This is a genomic window from Oligoflexus tunisiensis (genome assembly GCF_001748245.1).
Taxonomy (GTDB): Bacteria; Bdellovibrionota_B; Oligoflexia; order Oligoflexales; family Oligoflexaceae; genus Oligoflexus; species Oligoflexus tunisiensis.
Genome location: NZ_BDFO01000001.1, coordinates 7,105,812 through 7,121,368, shown reverse-complemented (window position 1 = coordinate 7,121,368; position 15,557 = coordinate 7,105,812). Strand labels below are relative to the sequence as shown.

Genomic DNA, 15,557 nt, shown 5'->3' with positions numbered 1-15,557 from the left:
TTCAAGAGATGAAAGGTGTCATCGACGGCGGGAAGTTCACCTATGCGAATGGTGCTAACGTAGCCTACCTGGAGAGCCTTTATAAGGAATACAAGAATAATCCGGATGCTGTGGACCCTTCATGGAAGCTGTTTTTTGAAGGATATGAATTCGCCAGTTCGAGCTCCAAAGGAGTGGCGGCTGGCGCAGGTGCACAGGATGATTCGGAAGCCCGGGTTGAGCACTATGTCAACCTCTTCCGGCGTCTCGGTCACCTCTCCGCTCACCTGAACCCCTTGGCGCCCAAGCCGCCTCTGGCCAGCGATCTTCTGCCAGCCAGCGCCGGTCTTGGTGATGTCAGCGACAGTCAGACCTTTCATCCGGCCACGCTGCCGGTCAAAGGTCCGGTCAGTTTTGGTGAAGTGCGTTCACTTCTTCAGGACACCTATACCCGTACCATCGGGACCGACTTCCGCGATACGCCGGACAATGAGGCCGTGGTGTGGCTGCAGCAGCAGATGGAAACATGCCGCAACCGTCCGGAGATCGACAATGAAACCAGGATCCGCATTCTAAAAAAACTCACGCAGGCCGAAGGCTTTGAGAAGTTCCTGCAGGATCGTTACCTCGGCCAGAAGCGTTTCTCGATCGAAGGCCTCGACACCATGATGGTCCTCCTCGAGGTGGTTGCGGACGAAGCGGCCAAATCCCAGGTGGAAGAGATCGAGATGGGCATGGCTCACCGCGGTCGCCTCAACGTGCTCTGCAATTTCATGGGCAAGCCCTATGAGCTCATGATCAAGGAATTCGAAGGCAGCGAAATTGAAACCTATGGTATCGACGGCGACGTCAAGTACCACAAGGGTTATGCGTCCGTGATCGAAACCATGAGCGGCGGCAAGGTTCGGGCCTACCTGTCCCCGAACCCTTCCCACCTGGAAGCGGTCAACCCTGTGGTGGAAGGCTTCGCCCGCGCGCGCCAGCGCATGCTGGGTGATACCAACTGCACGAAGGTGCTGCCGCTTCTGATCCATGGCGATGCCTCGTTCATCGGTCAGGGTCTTGTGGCGGAAACGCTCAACCTTTCCGAACTGACTTCGTATCGCACAGGCGGTACGGTGCATATCATCTCGAACAACCAGGTGGGTTTCACCACCGATCCCGAGGACGGCCGCTCGTGCCGTTATGCGTCGGATATCGCCAAGATCGTTCGGGCTCCTGTGTTCCATGTGAACGCGGATGATCCCGAGGCTGTGGTCTGGGCCGGACGTCTGGCCACCGCCTACCGTCAGAAGTTTAAAAAGGACATCGTGATCGACCTCGTCGGCTATCGTCGTCACGGTCACAATGAAACTGATGAGCCGAGCTTCACCCAGCCGGTCATGTACCAGACCATCCGCAATCATCCCACTGTGCTGACGCAGTTCGGCGAGAAGCTGGTGAAGGAAGGCGTGATGACTCAGGATGCCGTGGCCGCGGAAATGAAAAACTTCCGCGACATGCTGCAGACCGGTATGGAAAAGGTCCGCGCGGGCCAGGTGAAGATCCTCCCCACTGTGCCGCGTGAACTGGAAAACAGCACCAAGCACGTGAAAGCCACGGAAGAGGATCTCTTCCGTCCTGCGGAAACCGGTATCAAGGAAGCCATGGTCAAACAAATCGTGGCCAACGCCACCAAGGTTCCCGCTGGCTTCAAACCCAATCCCAAGATCGAGCGTCTTTTGAAATCCCGCCAGGACATGGTGGAAGGCGAAGGCAATATCGATTGGGGGCTTGCGGAATTCCTCGCTTATGGCAGCCTGGCCCTTGAAGGCAAGCATGTGCGCCTCTCAGGTCAGGATTGCAAACGCGGGACGTTCTCGCACCGCCATGCCGTGATCCGTGATTTTGAAACCGGTGCCTCGCTCGCGCTTTTGAATCAGCTGGGTGAAGGCCAGGCGGAAGTGGAAGTGATCAACAGCCCCCTCTCCGAGCAGGGCGTGATGGGCTTTGAGTTTGGTTATTCCGTGGCGGATCGTGAAGCCCTGGTTTTGTGGGAAGCCCAGTTTGGTGACTTCAGCAACGGAGCCCAAATCATCATCGATCAGTTCCTGGCCGCCTCGGAAGCCAAGTGGAAACAGGCCTGCGGTCTTGTGCTGCTCCTGCCTCATGGTTATGAAGGCATGGGTCCTGAGCACTCCAGCGCTCGTCCAGAACGCTTCCTGCAGCTTTGTGGGGACAACAACATGCAGGTCGCAAACCTGACGACTCCGGCTCAGCTCTTTCATATTCTGCGCCGGCAGCTCTATCGTCCCTTCCGCAAACCTTTGGTGATCATGACTCCGAAGAGTCTTTTGCGACACCCTGCGGTGATTTCGAAGACCCGGGAATTTGTCGATGGACGCTTTGTGGAAGTGATCGATGACCTTTCGCAAACGACCAAGAACAAGGTCCGCCGCGTGGTCTTCTGTACCGGCAAGGTTTTCTTCGAACTCGATAAGGAACGCAATGAACTTGGCGTCATGGAGCAGGTGGCTCTGGTGCGAATCGAGCAGCTTTATCCGTTCCCCGAGGAGCAATTGAAGAAGATCATGGCCAGCTATCCGGAAGCCACTGAGGTACTCTGGGTGCAGGAGGAGCCTTCCAACATGGGCGCCTGGACCTTCATTCGCCATCGTCTCGAGGCTCTGTGCAATGACAGTCAGGAACTCTTCTACTGCGGTCGTCGCGATGCCGGTACCACGGCAGAAGGCTACACCAAAGTGCATGAGAAGGAGCAGAAACGTATCCTTCAGGAAGCGCTGACGCTGCCAGAAAAGGTCGATAAAAAGGCCAAAAAGACCAAGTAACCCATGCCGTCCCCGGCTGTCATCACTGCCGGGGACTCGTCTCTCTGATCCGCTCTGCCTTTGCCGTCCAAATACGCCTTGACTTCACTTCCCAAAATCATTAGCGTCTTTCCCACTTCGCTGACGCGAGATTCGTCAGAGTTTAGGAGAGGTGGCCGAGTGGTTGAAGGCGCACGCCTGGAAAGCGTGTAGGTGGGAAACTGCCTCGGGGGTTCGAATCCCCCTCTCTCCGCCACGATAGAAGCGCAGTGTGATAGCTGGATTCCGGATGGTACTGCTCCGTGAACCCCGCCAGGACCGGAAGGTAGCAACGGTAGCGGGTGTCAGTAGGTGTCCGGGTGATCCAGCTATCACAGTGCGCTTTTTTGCATCTTGTTCTTCAGCTCCCAATCGGCGAAAAACGTTCATCCAGAATTTTTTCTGCCGAGGGAGTGCCCCGTGTCCTATGTTTCTCTGGCCCGTAAATATCGCCCCCGTCGATTTGCTGATATGGTGGGGCAGGAGTCCACAACCCTCGCGTTGACCAACGCCATCCGTCTCCGCCGTGAGCCGCATAGCGTGATCTTTACCGGCGTTCGTGGGATCGGCAAGACCACCAGTGCCCGGATTTATGCCAAAGCCCTCAACTGTGAAAAGGGTCCTACAGCGGAGCCCTGCGATGTCTGTGCAAGTTGCGTGGCGATCGTCTCTGGCAATCACGAGGATGTGCTGGAAATCGACGGTGCCTCCAACACCGGAGTCGATGATGTCCGAGCCCTGCAGGAAACGCTGAGTTATGTGCCGCAGCGTTCCACCTATAAGATCTATATCATCGACGAAGTTCATATGCTGTCGATCAGCGCCTTCAACGCGCTGCTGAAAACGCTCGAGGAGCCGCCTCAGCACGTGGTCTTCATCTTTGCGACCACCGAGCTGCACAAGGTTCCTGAAACCATCCAGAGCCGCTGCCAGACCTTTCACTTGCAGAAAATCAGTCGTCCCGTGATCGCCGATCGCGTCCGGTCGATCCTGACCGCGGAAGGCATTCCCTTCGATGAAGCGGCCCTGGCTCTTGTGGCTCGTGAAGGCCGCGGTTCCATGCGGGACGCGTTGACCATGCTCGATCAGGCGATCGCAGTGGGCGGCGGCGAAGTGAGTCTGGAAGCGCTGAAAAACATGGTGGGCAGCAGCAGCCAGGCCCTGCCGGTTCTGGAACTTCTGGATGGACTCCTGCGCAAGGATGCAACACAGATCCTGGAAGTGATCGGCCGCTGGGATCAGGAAGGCCTGGCCATGAGCACGCTGGTCGAGGAGACCGCGAAGGCGTGCCGGAATGCTTTTATTTTAAGGGATCTGAAAGGTCAGGCGATCGATCTTCAGCTTTTGGAGCTGGAGGATCGTGAGCAGCAGATGCTATTGGAACTCGGGGAAAAAGCGGCCCCGATGGATCTCAATCGCCTGTTCCGCCAGTTGGCCAAATGCCTTGATGATTTGCGCTTTGCGGATCTCGATCGCTTTATCCTGGAAAACTACTGTCTGGAATGGTGCTTTGATCCGGGTTTGCCCGATCTGCAGGCCCTCATGAATATCATTGCCAGTGGACAGCCCATGCCGCCCATTGCCGCGCGCCCGGCTCCTCAGGCGGCCCCGGCCTTGGAAGGTCCTGCCATCAACCTGCGGGAGCGCTGGAAAACATCTTCGCCATCGGCTCCTGCCACACGTCCAACGGTTGCGCCTCAAGCGTCAGCTCCGGCAAAGGCCACAGGTCCTCAGGCGACTCCACCCGGACCCGCGGCTAAACCGGTCGCACCGACTCCGGGATCTGCGTCGAGTCAGGTTTCAAGTACACAACCGATGGCGTCAGCAGGCGCGCCCTCGATGGCTCATAAACCGATGGCTTCTCAACCGATCGCTCCAAGCCCCGGACCTGCCATGGCGAGTCAGACTCAGACCGCGGCTGCCACTCAACCTGTGGCACACAATGCAGCGCCAGCTTCATCGCTTTTGAAGAAACTGGCCATGGCGCAAGCGGCTTCGGCGGCGCAGCATGCACCTCAGGCTCAACCAACGTCGAAAGCACAAACGGCGACACATTCTACGCCACAAGTGCAAGCAGCGTCGGAAGCACAAACGGTGACACATTCTGCGCCACGGGTGCAAGCGGCATTGGCAAGCCAAACGGCAGCTCAGAACGCAAATCAGGCTCAACCAACATCGGCAGCCCAAACTTCGCAGCATGCTCTTCAGGCTCAAGCGGCGTCGGCAGCCCAAAATGTGCAGCCTGCTACTCAGCCGCAAGCGGCATCGGCGGCCCAGACGACGACATTTCCCGCGTCTCAGGCTCAGCCTGCAGCACCTGCGCGGCCGATGATGGAAGCTCAGCCCGAAGCGAAAACATCAGGATCGTTGCGGCCCAATCAGCCCGCAGCGCCATCACCCAAACCGGCGCCACAGGCTTTTGCCAAACCGCAGACTCAGGCTCCAGCATCACATCAGGCGCGCCCGGGAGCCATGGCGAAAGGCCAGTCGCAGCCTCCTGAGCCGATGCCGCCTTTTGATATGACCGATGAGGACATTCCACCCTGGATTTTGCAGGAGGAAGCTTCCAGGCAGGGCGCGGTCGCAGCGCCGATGGATGAACCCATCTTGCCCGAGCCTCCAAAAAATGAAGGCTTTCTGAAGCAGATGGCACGGAAAGCCACGACAATGCCATCCGAGCCACCGGCCCCTAAAATGGAGGTGCCGGCTCCCGCGCCGTCCCCGGCCGCCGCACCGTCGGAACCGGTTTGGCCCGAGAACTGGCGGGCCTTTGTTGACGAATGGAAAAAACAAAAACCTTTGCAGGGCCGCATTCTCGAAGAGGCCTATCTCCTGGAATACAGCCCGCAACGCATTCGCCTGGCCGTGGAACCTTCGAGCATGGCCGGCGGCAAGCTTTTGCAGCAGGATGTCCGCAAGCGCCTCATGGAGCAGTTCACCCAACTGTTCGGTTTCAAGGGCATGCTGGAAGCTGTGCCCAAGGCTGATGCCCATCCCGGAAAAACCGCAGGGGAAGCGCCGCAGCTGGGCGAAACGCTGCTCGATGTCAAAAACCGCGAACGGGAGGTGGCGCGGGAACAGCTGCGCGTTCGTTTGGAGGAACACCCGATGACCCGTGAGGTGATTTCCCGTTTTGGTGGTACAATTGAACAAATCGAGCTTCAATAGACCACTGAATGGGAAGAGCGCCGATGGCCTATGCAAACTTCGAAACACGCGAAATCCATTGCAAAGTCCTGTATCTCGGCGCCTCCGGCGCGGGCAAGACCGCCAATCTTCGTTCGATCTATCGTCGCAGCTCGATCCGTCTGACCCGGGAACCCGCAGAATTCATCGCCGAAAACTTCGCGCCTTATGAATTCATTCCGCTGTCGCTGGGTCAGCTCAAGGATTTTCATGTCAAGCTTCATGTCTACACCATGCCGGAACACGGGCTTTACCCGACATTCAACATGGTGCTCCTGAAGGGCATCGATGGCCTCGTCTTTGTCGTTGACAGCTGCCTCAGCGCCTTGCAGGAAAATCTGGACTCCTGGCAGCATACCAAGGAGCTGCTCACCCAGGAGGGTATCAACTTCTCGGCCCTGCCGCGGGTGATTCAATACAATAAACGTGATCATGAAGAGGCCATAGCTCTGGATGTGCTGAAACAGGAATTGAATCCCAACGGCCTCGCTGATATTGAAGCCATTGCCACACAGCACATCGGCACTTTGGAAACCATACAAAAAATCTCGGGCCTCATCCTGGATGAGCTTGGGAAATAGGATCCGGCATGCAGCCTTTCAAGACCCCTCGTATTACCGTTCTTCTGCAAACCTTTGATGCCCAAGGCGTCATGCGCTTCCCCTCGGACCCTGAGGGATATTTCGGACTGACCCGTTTCGTGGAACCGACGCTCGCCGTTTCCAAACAGGCCCAGAATATAGCCGCCAAAGCTCTCGGCCGACCGGAGCTCGCCGATCGCATCGAGCCGATCCTGGTGGTTGAGCCGGTTCTGAAAGCGGAAGGGCGGGACCCTTCGCTGCTTTATCTGATGAAAATCGATCCAAACCTCTGCCGTGGCTCCACGGACTGGCTTCGCATTGTTGATATTCTGCGGGCCCTGCCCCAGGGTTCCGTGCGCGTGGCCTACAACAAAGCCATGCAGGTCTTCGCCGGCACGCTGCATGATGAATTTTCGATACTGGAGATGGATGAGGAGGTGCAGAAGCGCCTGACGCAGCTCATGGCCGAAAACGGTCCCGATCTGGTAAAATAGATTCCTGGACCTGAAACCGACTGTGGAGGAGCCTTCCCTCATGCGCATGCCATGGATCAGCAGTCTACTGGGCCTTTTGCTGGCCGCTCCCGCATTTGCCATGCCCTTTAAATGTGACAAGCAGCAGACGATCTGCGAAGTGCAGACCAAACGTCTGACAATCGGCGACAAGGTTGGCGTTTTTTCCGGTGAGGGGCAGCTTGCGGCCATCGGTGAAGTCGTGGAAATCCGCAACAGAAGCCGCATGATCAAGATTACGCAAAGATGGGCGCCTCTCTATCGCTCTTATGAAATGGAAGTGATCGAGGATGAAAAGGCCCGCAATCCTCAAAAGTATTTCCGCCTCATCACCCCGCTGCCGGAACTGTCCTGGGGCGTGGGCCTGGGCGCTGTGAATCTGGGCGTCGGTGACAGCTTCGTGGGCACCAGCCTGGAAGGTGGCGTTTACTACCTGCTCTGGAGAGATTTTCTGCTGACCGGACGCCTGCACTATCTCTCAGGTTCAGGCAAGGCCTCGGATAACCTGGGCGCAGGCGTAGCTGCGGCCAATGTTTCCGTGACCACCGCAGGGATGAGCGTGGGGATCAGCGAACTCCTGGCCCCTTATCAAATGATAGCCTTGCGCCTTGATGGGGATCTGGGTCTCAGCAATGCGACCGTAACCCTGCCCGCCGGCCTTGATGAAGGCAAAGTGCTCAACAACCGCATTGATGATGGCGTCGGCCTTTATCTGCGTCTCGGCGTTGCCGCCATCTGGCGTCGGGATGGACTGCAGCCGGAACTGGGCTTCACATTCCTGCGCCTTCATTCCGCGAACAGTCCGGGACTTTTTGTGGGCGTTTCCGCCCCGATCGATTAAGCGGAAGCTGCCAGCGGTTTCGGCGTCTTGAGATGCACCGTCAGGCAGCAGCCCCGGCCATCGGCATTGGGCATGATCTCCGCCGATCCCTGCCATTTCTCAGCAATCGCCCGAATCGCCGCAAGCCCGACCCCACGACCGCTGGTGGCTGTGGCTTTTTCCGCAGTGGAAAGCCCATCCAGAAACAGCATCGGGGTGAGTTCAGCAAAGGTCTGGCCGGCCCAGGCTCTTTGCTTGGCCAGCGCTTTCAGAAGGTCCAGATCAAGACCCTGGCCGTTATCCTGTATTTCAAGGCTCACGGCGCCGGAGCCTTCCTCGCGCGCATGAATGCGAAAGCGGGCTGCTGCCACCGGCAGGCCGCGAACCTTGGGAAGATTGAAACCATGGTCCACGCTGTTGGTGAGGCTGTGAACCAGAACCTCTCCGGCCGCCTGCAGAAGTTCCTCAGGCCAGTGAATCAGCTCGTCGATCACTTCAAAACTTTCGCAATCCACCTTCTGTCGCTTCAAAAGTTTTACGACCATATTCTGATGACGACCGACTTCATGGGCGAGGTTGCCATCGTCGGCATGATTGATGGCGCTGCCCTGTTCAATCTGCTGCACAAGGGCTTCATAATCCTGGACGATCGAGCGGAACTGCGCAATGTGCTGTTCCCAAAGTGAGAGATCCAAAGTCTCCTTCTCCCTCAGCACCAGCAGTTTGCCTTCCAGTTCATGACTCCCAAGGCTCATGGCCCGCATGCCGAGCGTTCGCGCCACGCCCTTGATCGTATGAAGATCGCGGAAGGCATCCTGAATCTGATCCTCGGTCAAGGACGCTTGTCCCAGGCTCTCCATCACCCGATGCGCATCGGCAAAGGCCTTGCGCAGGGCCGTACGTTCGGCCCGCACGATTTCAAGGATGCGATGCTCCCGTTCCTGACTCTTGCTTTTTTCGGCCTCCACGGCAGCCGCCAGCCGCCTCTCCACGGTGGCATCATGCAGGTTGACCAGAAAACCGTGAATCCTTTTATCCTTGTCAAAGAGGGGCGTCCAGTGCACAAGCACGATGCGGGTCACCTGCCCGTGAATCTGCAGTTCGGTGGGCAGATGCGCGGCATTCAATTCAAACGCCAGCACCTCCTCATGAATGCAGGCTCGCAGCACCTCGCGAACCATGCTGCGCTCTTCGGCATTCAGATGGCTCTGTCCCAGCAGGATGTCGAGCGCATCATGGCCCGTGGGCGGCTCATGCAGCTCGAAAATCTGCTGCAGAAAGGCCGAGGATTCCCCTTCGATATGCAGCTGGGCATTGATGGTAAAAATGCCTTCTTCAATATGATCCAGAATCCGCTGCATCTTGAGTTTGCTCGTACGAATCTGCTGTGATCCCTGATAAACCTGGATCAGAAGGACGAGAATGCCAAGGGCCAGAACCGCGACCACCACGAGGGCCACCCGGATTTTGCGGGCCGCGGAAATCTCCTGCGCCTGCAGCTCGTTTTCCTTTTGCAGGGCCTTGTTCCGCTCCGCCTCGACCTTAAGGCCGGTGTTGACCAAAAGCTCGGCGATGCTTTTCTGATTTCTGTCACTGACGGCGTTTTTGAACTCCGCGACAAAGGCCTTCAAAAGATCCAGGGCACGCCGCAGGTCCCCCATGCCTTCATACATTTTGGAGCGCGCTTCCAGAATGGTGCGAACGCTTTCCTTGTAATCGTGCTCCATATAGATTTTTTCCGCGCGATCCAGCTGCGCAGCCGCCTCCCGCCACTGCCGTGCGTCGATCGCCAGAAGGCCCAGCATGGAGGCGGCATCCGCCACGCCCATGACATCATCATTGACTTCAAAGAGTTCAGCGGCCCTGCGCGCCAGCACCCTGGATTTGCTGGTTTCGTTTCGATTCATATGAAGCTGGGCGAGGTTCAGCGACACCGTGGCCTCAAGCCAGCCATTGGCCTGCTTGCGGGTAATCTGGAGCGCATTGCGATAATGCATCTCCGCCTGTTCGAGTGAGGCGGGATCCCCCTTGCTGGCATAAAAATCGCCGAGATGGTTTTCCATGATGGAACCGAGATAGCTGTATCCTTCCCGACGGCAGATGACGGCAATGGCCTCGTGAATGGCGTGCGCCTGCTCGTGCTGACCCTGCTTGAGAAAGGAGATGGCGGACTGATTCTGCACGATCAGCCGATCGACAAGGTCAATCTCCGGATGGGCCTTGACGATATCATTCATCTCATTCAGGAGCATGAGGGCCTGTTTGGTGTCGCCGCGCTCCCGCATGTTATAGGCGAGATCCATCCGGGCCTTCACCTTCGCTGCAGGAATATTGAACTGATCCGCGAGCCTGACCAGATCCTTGAGGAAGGTCAGCTCCTCCCGTACCTTGCCTTCAGGATCGGGAACAAAGATCCAGACGTAACGCAAGAGAAGAAATTCCTCGTGGAGGCCGAGCCTCTGCGCCTCCTGCATGGCCTTCAGAAGGTCCGCATAACGAAGCCGCAGAGGTTCCAGCGAGCCGAGTTCATTGACGGCCAGCGTATAGGCGAGGAAGGCCTGCACCCAAGTGGCGGAAGTCTGTTCCTCGCCAAGGTTTTGCAATTTACCTTCGGCTGAAACCTTGAGTGCTCTGGGATCGGTTTGCAGGGCGCTCTTGATGTCGCTGAGGGTGTTGATTTCAAAGTGAAGTTCCTGGCCGAAACCTGGGAAAGGAAACAGAAGCAGCAGACTGAGCAGGATGGAAAACGCGTAGTGAAGCATCGTGACCTCCTCAGCCTCCATTATCGGGGAGGCGTGAAGGAAGGTCAAAGCTCGGCCTTATTGAACAGCCGCTTCGATCAGATCCCGATGCAAGGAACGCAGGCCCTGCTCCAGGTGTTCCTGCGGAATAAGAAGATTGGCAACCGCGTTCTTGCAGTCAAAAAGCAAAGGCGACTGGCCCAGGCTTTCCAGCATGCGGCCGAGCAGTTCCGGCTGCTGCCAGAAACCATCCCCCACCAGCGTGATGCAGGCCAGGCCATGGCCGCGTTCGTTCGCTTTCGCACCTGGACATACCTTCGTGATGAAAGCGGCCAGCTTATCCTTGAACTTCTGACTTAACACCAGATCCATGGTCAGACCATGCTCGGTGTGCTGCTGCTGAACAAACAGCGGGTGCTCACCCAGCGTGAAGAGATAGCTCAGCACCGGGCTGATCGTCCCTGCCTGGCAATCCGAAATACGAATCCAGCTCAGATCCTTGCGATGGGTGATGGCGTGAACAACAGCTCTTTCCACAGTCTTGCTCCCCCCTACGAGAGTTCCTGGGGTTTCCAGATTGAAACTCGAACGAATTTCGAGCGGAATTTGATATTTCTTGGCGAGGTGAACCCCACGGTTGTGTACCACACCCGATCCATACCAGGTGAGGTGACTGAGGCTGTCCCAGCTCATGGACGGCATAACCTGGGCTGATGGTACGAGACGTGGGTCGGCCGAGCAAACGCCATCCACATCCTTATAGATTTGACAACGATCCGCCTTCAGAGTGTGCGCAAGGGCAATGGCTGTCAGATCAGAACCTCCGCGGCCCAGCGTGGTGATCTCCTTGCCGGCTTCCGACATGCCCTGAAATCCGGCAACAATCACCAGTTTTCCGCTGTCGAGCGCCTTCCGAATGCGATCGCCCAGAATTTTCTGAATTCTGGCGTTGCCGTGCGTATCGTCGGTGAGAATGCCACTCTGGGAACCGGTAAAGGAAACGGTCGGAACTTTCATCTCATTGAGTGCAATGGCCAGGAGCGACATGCTGATCCGTTCGCCAACGGAAAGCAGCATATCGACTTCCCGCTGAGGTGGTTCCGGACTCAAGGCCAGAGCCATATCCAGAAGCTCATCCGTTTGCTGTCCCATGGCGCTGACGACCACCACGAGGCGGTGCCCTTGGCGGTAAGTGGCGGCGATGTGTTCGGCCACGGCCCGTATGCGTTCGAGCGTACCCACAGAGGTTCCGCCATACTTTTGTATGTAAAGACTCAAGCTCTTGATCCTTATCGCCAATTGCACAAACTTATGCAAAAATAGCAGCTATCTGTTACAAGATATACCCGGACTTGAAAAGCAAAGATTGCTGGGCCAGCAAGGTCTCCGCAGGAAGCGAAATGCACGAGAACATACTCCAGGCTGGAATCGCCTCGCCCGGTCGTCCGCTCTTCGAACAGATGGCCACGCGTTTGGGTGTACCCAGCCTTTATGACTATCAAATTGAAGCTGTAACCGAAGCCCTGCGCGGCCACGACTCGTTCGTGGTGGTGCCGACAGGTGGTGGCAAAAGCTTCTGCTATCTTATCCCCGCTCTGGTTTCCCCTGGCCTTGTGCTGGTGGTTTCACCTTTGATCGCCCTCATGCGCGATCAGCAGCGTCAGCTGCAGGACCTCTCCATTCCTTCTCTGTCCTTTGACAGCATGATGTCGATCGATGAAAAGCGCGACGCGCGCGAGTTGATTCTCGCGCAGCGTTTGAAAGTTCTTTATGTCTCGCCTGAACGACTGGCTTTACCGGGCTTTCGCGAGCTTTTGAAGGATCTGCCCCTGGCCCTGATTGCCATTGATGAAGCCCACTGCGTGCATCAGTGGGGCATGGGATTCCGCACGGAATATCGCCGGCTCGGAACCTACCTCGATGAACTCGGTCCCGCGCCGCGCATGGCTCTGACGGCGACGGTCACGGCCGAAGAACGCCGGGAAATTATTCAGATCCTCGGCATGCGGGAGCCCAGGCAGATTCTGCGCGCTGCGCCCCGGGATAACCTGGAACTCATCGTGCATCGGCACGACAAGGTCGATTCGCAAAAGCTGCATGTGGTGGAGGGCATCCGGGAAGCGGAAGGTCAGGGCATTGTGTATGCCGCCACCCGCAAGTCCGCGGAAGAGATGTTTCACAAGTTGCGCCAGGCAAAAATCCCGGTGGGTCTTTATCATGGCGGGCTGCGGGCGGATGAACGGATGCGTGCCCAGGAAGCATTCTGCGCCCAGAAACTGCAGGTCATGGTCGCCACCAAAGCCTTTGGCATGGGCATCAACCTGCCTTCCATTCGCTATGTTTATCATGCAAACATGCCATGCTCGGTCGAATCCTATACCCAGGAAATCGGTCGCGCGGGACGTGACGGGGGTCTGGCGCTCTGCCATCTCCATTATGGGCCGCGTGATTACTACATTCAGAAATTCATGATTGAGAAGAGCTATCCGAGTGAAATGGATCTGCTCAAGGTCCATGGAATTTTGCAGGATCTCTTCCAGCAGCGCAGCGGTTACCGTGAGCTGGAACTGCTCCAGAAACTCGTGGTGCAAACCGATCTGGGCCGCGACACGATTCGGACCGCGCTGGATTTTCTCTATCGGGAGCAGGCCTTCTGTCTGACCGATCTGCCGGCTGACGGCACCATGTTCGGGGATTGGGAATCCTTTGTGACCGCAGGGGAGGATGCCCATGGTTTGGATAGCCTTTTACAAGCTCTCCGCAAGCAGGTAGCATGGAAATTCGATAAGCTCAACGCCATGCACAAACTTGTGAAGCAGGCGAGCTGCCCGCGACGTTACATCGAAGGATACTTCCGTTAAAGAGACGCCCAGGCAGCCCAAAAGAGGGAGCGATTCTCGTGAAAGTTATCATTTTGGGCTCAGGCACCTCCACCGGTGTGCCGGTTATCGGCTGTCCCTGTGCGGTCTGCAAAAGCCCGGATATTCGCAATAAGAGAACCCGCGCGTCGATCGCCCTGCAGAAGGGATCGGACACTCTGCTCATCGACACCTCTCCGGAAATGCGGCTGCAGGTTCTGCAGGCCGGCATCGACGCAGTTCTAGCCGTTTTGTATACCCACACTCATGCCGATCACACGCAGGGTTTCGACGACCTGCGCGGCTTTTATTTTCGCAACAGAAGGTCCATCGACTGCTATCTGATGGAAGAGTATCACAGCGAGTTTCGTGAACGGTTCCGCTATGCCTTCGAGGACACGGGCTACCAGGGCGCCACGCCCCAGGTCGATCTGCTCCCGATGCCGGTGGGCCCGTTTGCGATTGGTGACTTTGCCATCGAACCCGTGCGTCTTCCACACGGACATGTCAATACCTGCGGGTTCCGCTTCGGCAATTTCGTTTATGCCACGGATTTCAAGCGTTTCCCGGCCGACACCATCGAGCGTTGGCGCGGGCAGATCCATACCATGGTGGCCAGTGGAATTCACTTTGGCACCCATAAGGCTCACAGTGTCATTCCCGAAACCATCGAACTCTTTCGCCAGCTCGGCGTGAAGCGAGGCATCATTTCGCATCTGGCTCATGATGTGGACTATGCCAAACATAACGCGGAAATGCCACCGGGCGTGGAGCTGGCTTACGATGGAATGACGATTGACCTGGGGGCTACCGTATCGTAAGAACGTGCGGTGATCGCGAGGGGCAATCACAGCGTTTTTTGAGACATTTTAAGGCAAAGGTCAGCACGTATGATCATCGGTGTTCCGAAGGAAGTTAAGAACCGCGAGAATCGAGTGGCCATCGTTCCGGGTGGCGTAAAAATGCTGGTGGACGCAGGCCACCAGGTGTTGGTCGAGAAAACTGCCGGCCTTGGTGCGGTTATTCCCGACGAAAAATATTTGGCCGCTGGCGCCACCATGATCGGATCCGCCGCTGAGATCTGGGGCAGCGCCGACATGATTATCAAAGTGAAAGAGCCGGTCGCTCAGGAATTCCCCCTGATGCGCAAAGGCCAGATTCTTTATACCTATCTGCACCTCGCTGCCGCTCACGAACTTGGGCACGAGCTCGTCAAGCGCGGTGTGTCTTCCATCGCTTATGAAACCATTCAGCTGGCCAACGGATCGCTGCCACTCCTCACGCCCATGAGTGAAGTCGCCGGCCGCATGTCGGTTCAGGTCGGAGCTCAGTGTCTGCAGAAGCATTCCGGCGGCAAAGGTCTTCTGCTCGGTGGCGTTCCTGGTGTGCGCCGCGGTCGCGTTACGATCGTTGGCGGCGGCGTTGTCGGCGTCCACGCGGCGAAGATGGCGATCGGCCTGGGCGCGCGGGTGACCATTCTGGATGTGAACGCAGCCCGCCTCGCTTACCTCGATGATATCTTCGGCAATGACATTGACACCATGATGTCGAACCCTGAAAACATCGCTGACGCCGTCGCGGAATCCGATCTCGTGGTCGGTGCGGTGCTCATCGCTGGTGCCAAGGCTCCCCGCCTTGTGACCCGCGAGATGGTACGCACCATGGAACCCGGTTCGGCCATCGTCGACGTCGCGATCGATCAGGGGGGTTGCATCGAAACCATTCGTCCGACGACCCACGATGATCCTGTCTTCGTCGACGAAAATGTTCTGCACTACGGTGTGACGAATATTCCCGGCGATGTTCCCAAGACCTCGACCTATGCCTTGACCAACGTCACGCTGAAATATGCCATGGAGCTGGCGAACAAGGGCCTCGAAAGAGCTTTGCGCGACTCTCCGGCTTTGACCCTGGGTCTCAACACCTATCAGGGCAAGGTCACCTACTCAGCCGTTGCGGAAGCCCTCGGACTGCCGTACGAACGAGTCAGCTTCTAATTTTCCCAGCCGCATAGGGGCCCGAATATGGGCCCCC

Annotated in this window: 10 protein-coding genes, 1 tRNA gene and 1 other RNA gene; 10 read left to right on the top strand and 2 right to left on the bottom strand. The window is 57.2% G+C overall.

Annotation, left to right across the window (positions count from 1 at the left end; genetic code table 11):
- Positions 1 to 8: 8 nt before the first annotated feature.
- From OLTU_RS29630 to OLTU_RS29600, 7 genes are all read left to right on the top strand, one after another.
- The gene (locus tag OLTU_RS29630) at positions 9 to 2,807 is read left to right on the top strand and encodes a 2-oxoglutarate dehydrogenase E1 component (protein WP_141736329.1); all 2,799 of its coding nucleotides are present in this window, start codon (positions 9 to 11) and stop codon (positions 2,805 to 2,807) included.
- Positions 2,808 to 2,952: 145 nt separating this feature from the next.
- Positions 2,953 to 3,042: transfer RNA gene (locus OLTU_RS29625), tRNA-Ser, on the top strand.
- A 20-nt stretch (positions 3,043 to 3,062) separates the two neighbouring features.
- Positions 3,063 to 3,159: signal recognition particle sRNA small type (gene ffs / locus OLTU_RS29620), an RNA gene on the top strand.
- 86 nt (positions 3,160 to 3,245) lie between these two features.
- A complete protein-coding gene (dnaX, locus tag OLTU_RS29615; protein ID WP_141736328.1) occupies positions 3,246 to 5,993 on the top strand; it encodes a DNA polymerase III subunit gamma/tau in 2,748 nt (915 codons plus the stop codon).
- A gap of 23 nt (positions 5,994 to 6,016) precedes the next feature.
- Complete coding sequence (locus tag OLTU_RS29610) at positions 6,017 to 6,592, top strand: GTPase domain-containing protein (protein ID WP_141736327.1); 576 nt, start codon at positions 6,017 to 6,019, stop codon at positions 6,590 to 6,592.
- 8 nt (positions 6,593 to 6,600) lie between these two features.
- Positions 6,601 to 7,086, top strand: a complete 486-nt coding sequence (locus OLTU_RS29605; RefSeq protein WP_141736326.1) for a hypothetical protein — start codon at positions 6,601 to 6,603, stop codon at positions 7,084 to 7,086.
- A 40-nt stretch (positions 7,087 to 7,126) separates the two neighbouring features.
- A complete protein-coding gene (locus OLTU_RS29600) occupies positions 7,127 to 7,945 on the top strand; it encodes a hypothetical protein (protein ID WP_141736325.1) in 819 nt (272 codons plus the stop codon).
- On the opposite strand, the gene OLTU_RS29595 is transcribed toward OLTU_RS29600, so the two are convergent.
- Together OLTU_RS29595 and OLTU_RS29590 are read right to left on the bottom strand one after the other, a co-directional pair.
- Entirely contained in the window at positions 7,942 to 10,686 is a 2,745-nt protein-coding gene (locus OLTU_RS29595) for an ATP-binding protein (RefSeq protein ID WP_176737078.1), read from the bottom strand. The genes OLTU_RS29600 and OLTU_RS29595 overlap by 4 nt on opposite strands.
- 57 nt (positions 10,687 to 10,743) lie before the next feature.
- Entirely contained in the window at positions 10,744 to 11,943 is a 1,200-nt protein-coding gene (locus tag OLTU_RS29590) for an aspartate kinase (protein ID WP_176737077.1), read from the bottom strand.
- Positions 11,944 to 12,065: 122 nt separating this feature from the next.
- On the opposite strand from OLTU_RS29590, the gene OLTU_RS29585 reads away from it, so the two are divergent.
- The 3 genes from OLTU_RS29585 (at position 12,066) to ald (ending at position 15,520) form a co-directional block, all read left to right on the top strand.
- Positions 12,066 to 13,526, top strand: a complete 1,461-nt coding sequence (locus tag OLTU_RS29585) for a RecQ family ATP-dependent DNA helicase (RefSeq protein ID WP_141736322.1) — start codon at positions 12,066 to 12,068, stop codon at positions 13,524 to 13,526.
- Positions 13,527 to 13,564: 38 nt separating this feature from the next.
- Entirely contained in the window at positions 13,565 to 14,344 is a 780-nt protein-coding gene (locus tag OLTU_RS29580; protein ID WP_176737076.1) for an MBL fold metallo-hydrolase, read from the top strand.
- 69 nt (positions 14,345 to 14,413) lie between these two features.
- On the top strand, positions 14,414 to 15,520 hold the full coding sequence (gene ald / locus OLTU_RS29575) for an alanine dehydrogenase (RefSeq protein WP_141736320.1): 1,107 nt from the start codon (positions 14,414 to 14,416) through the stop codon (positions 15,518 to 15,520).
- The last annotated feature ends 37 nt before the right edge of the window (positions 15,521 to 15,557 follow it).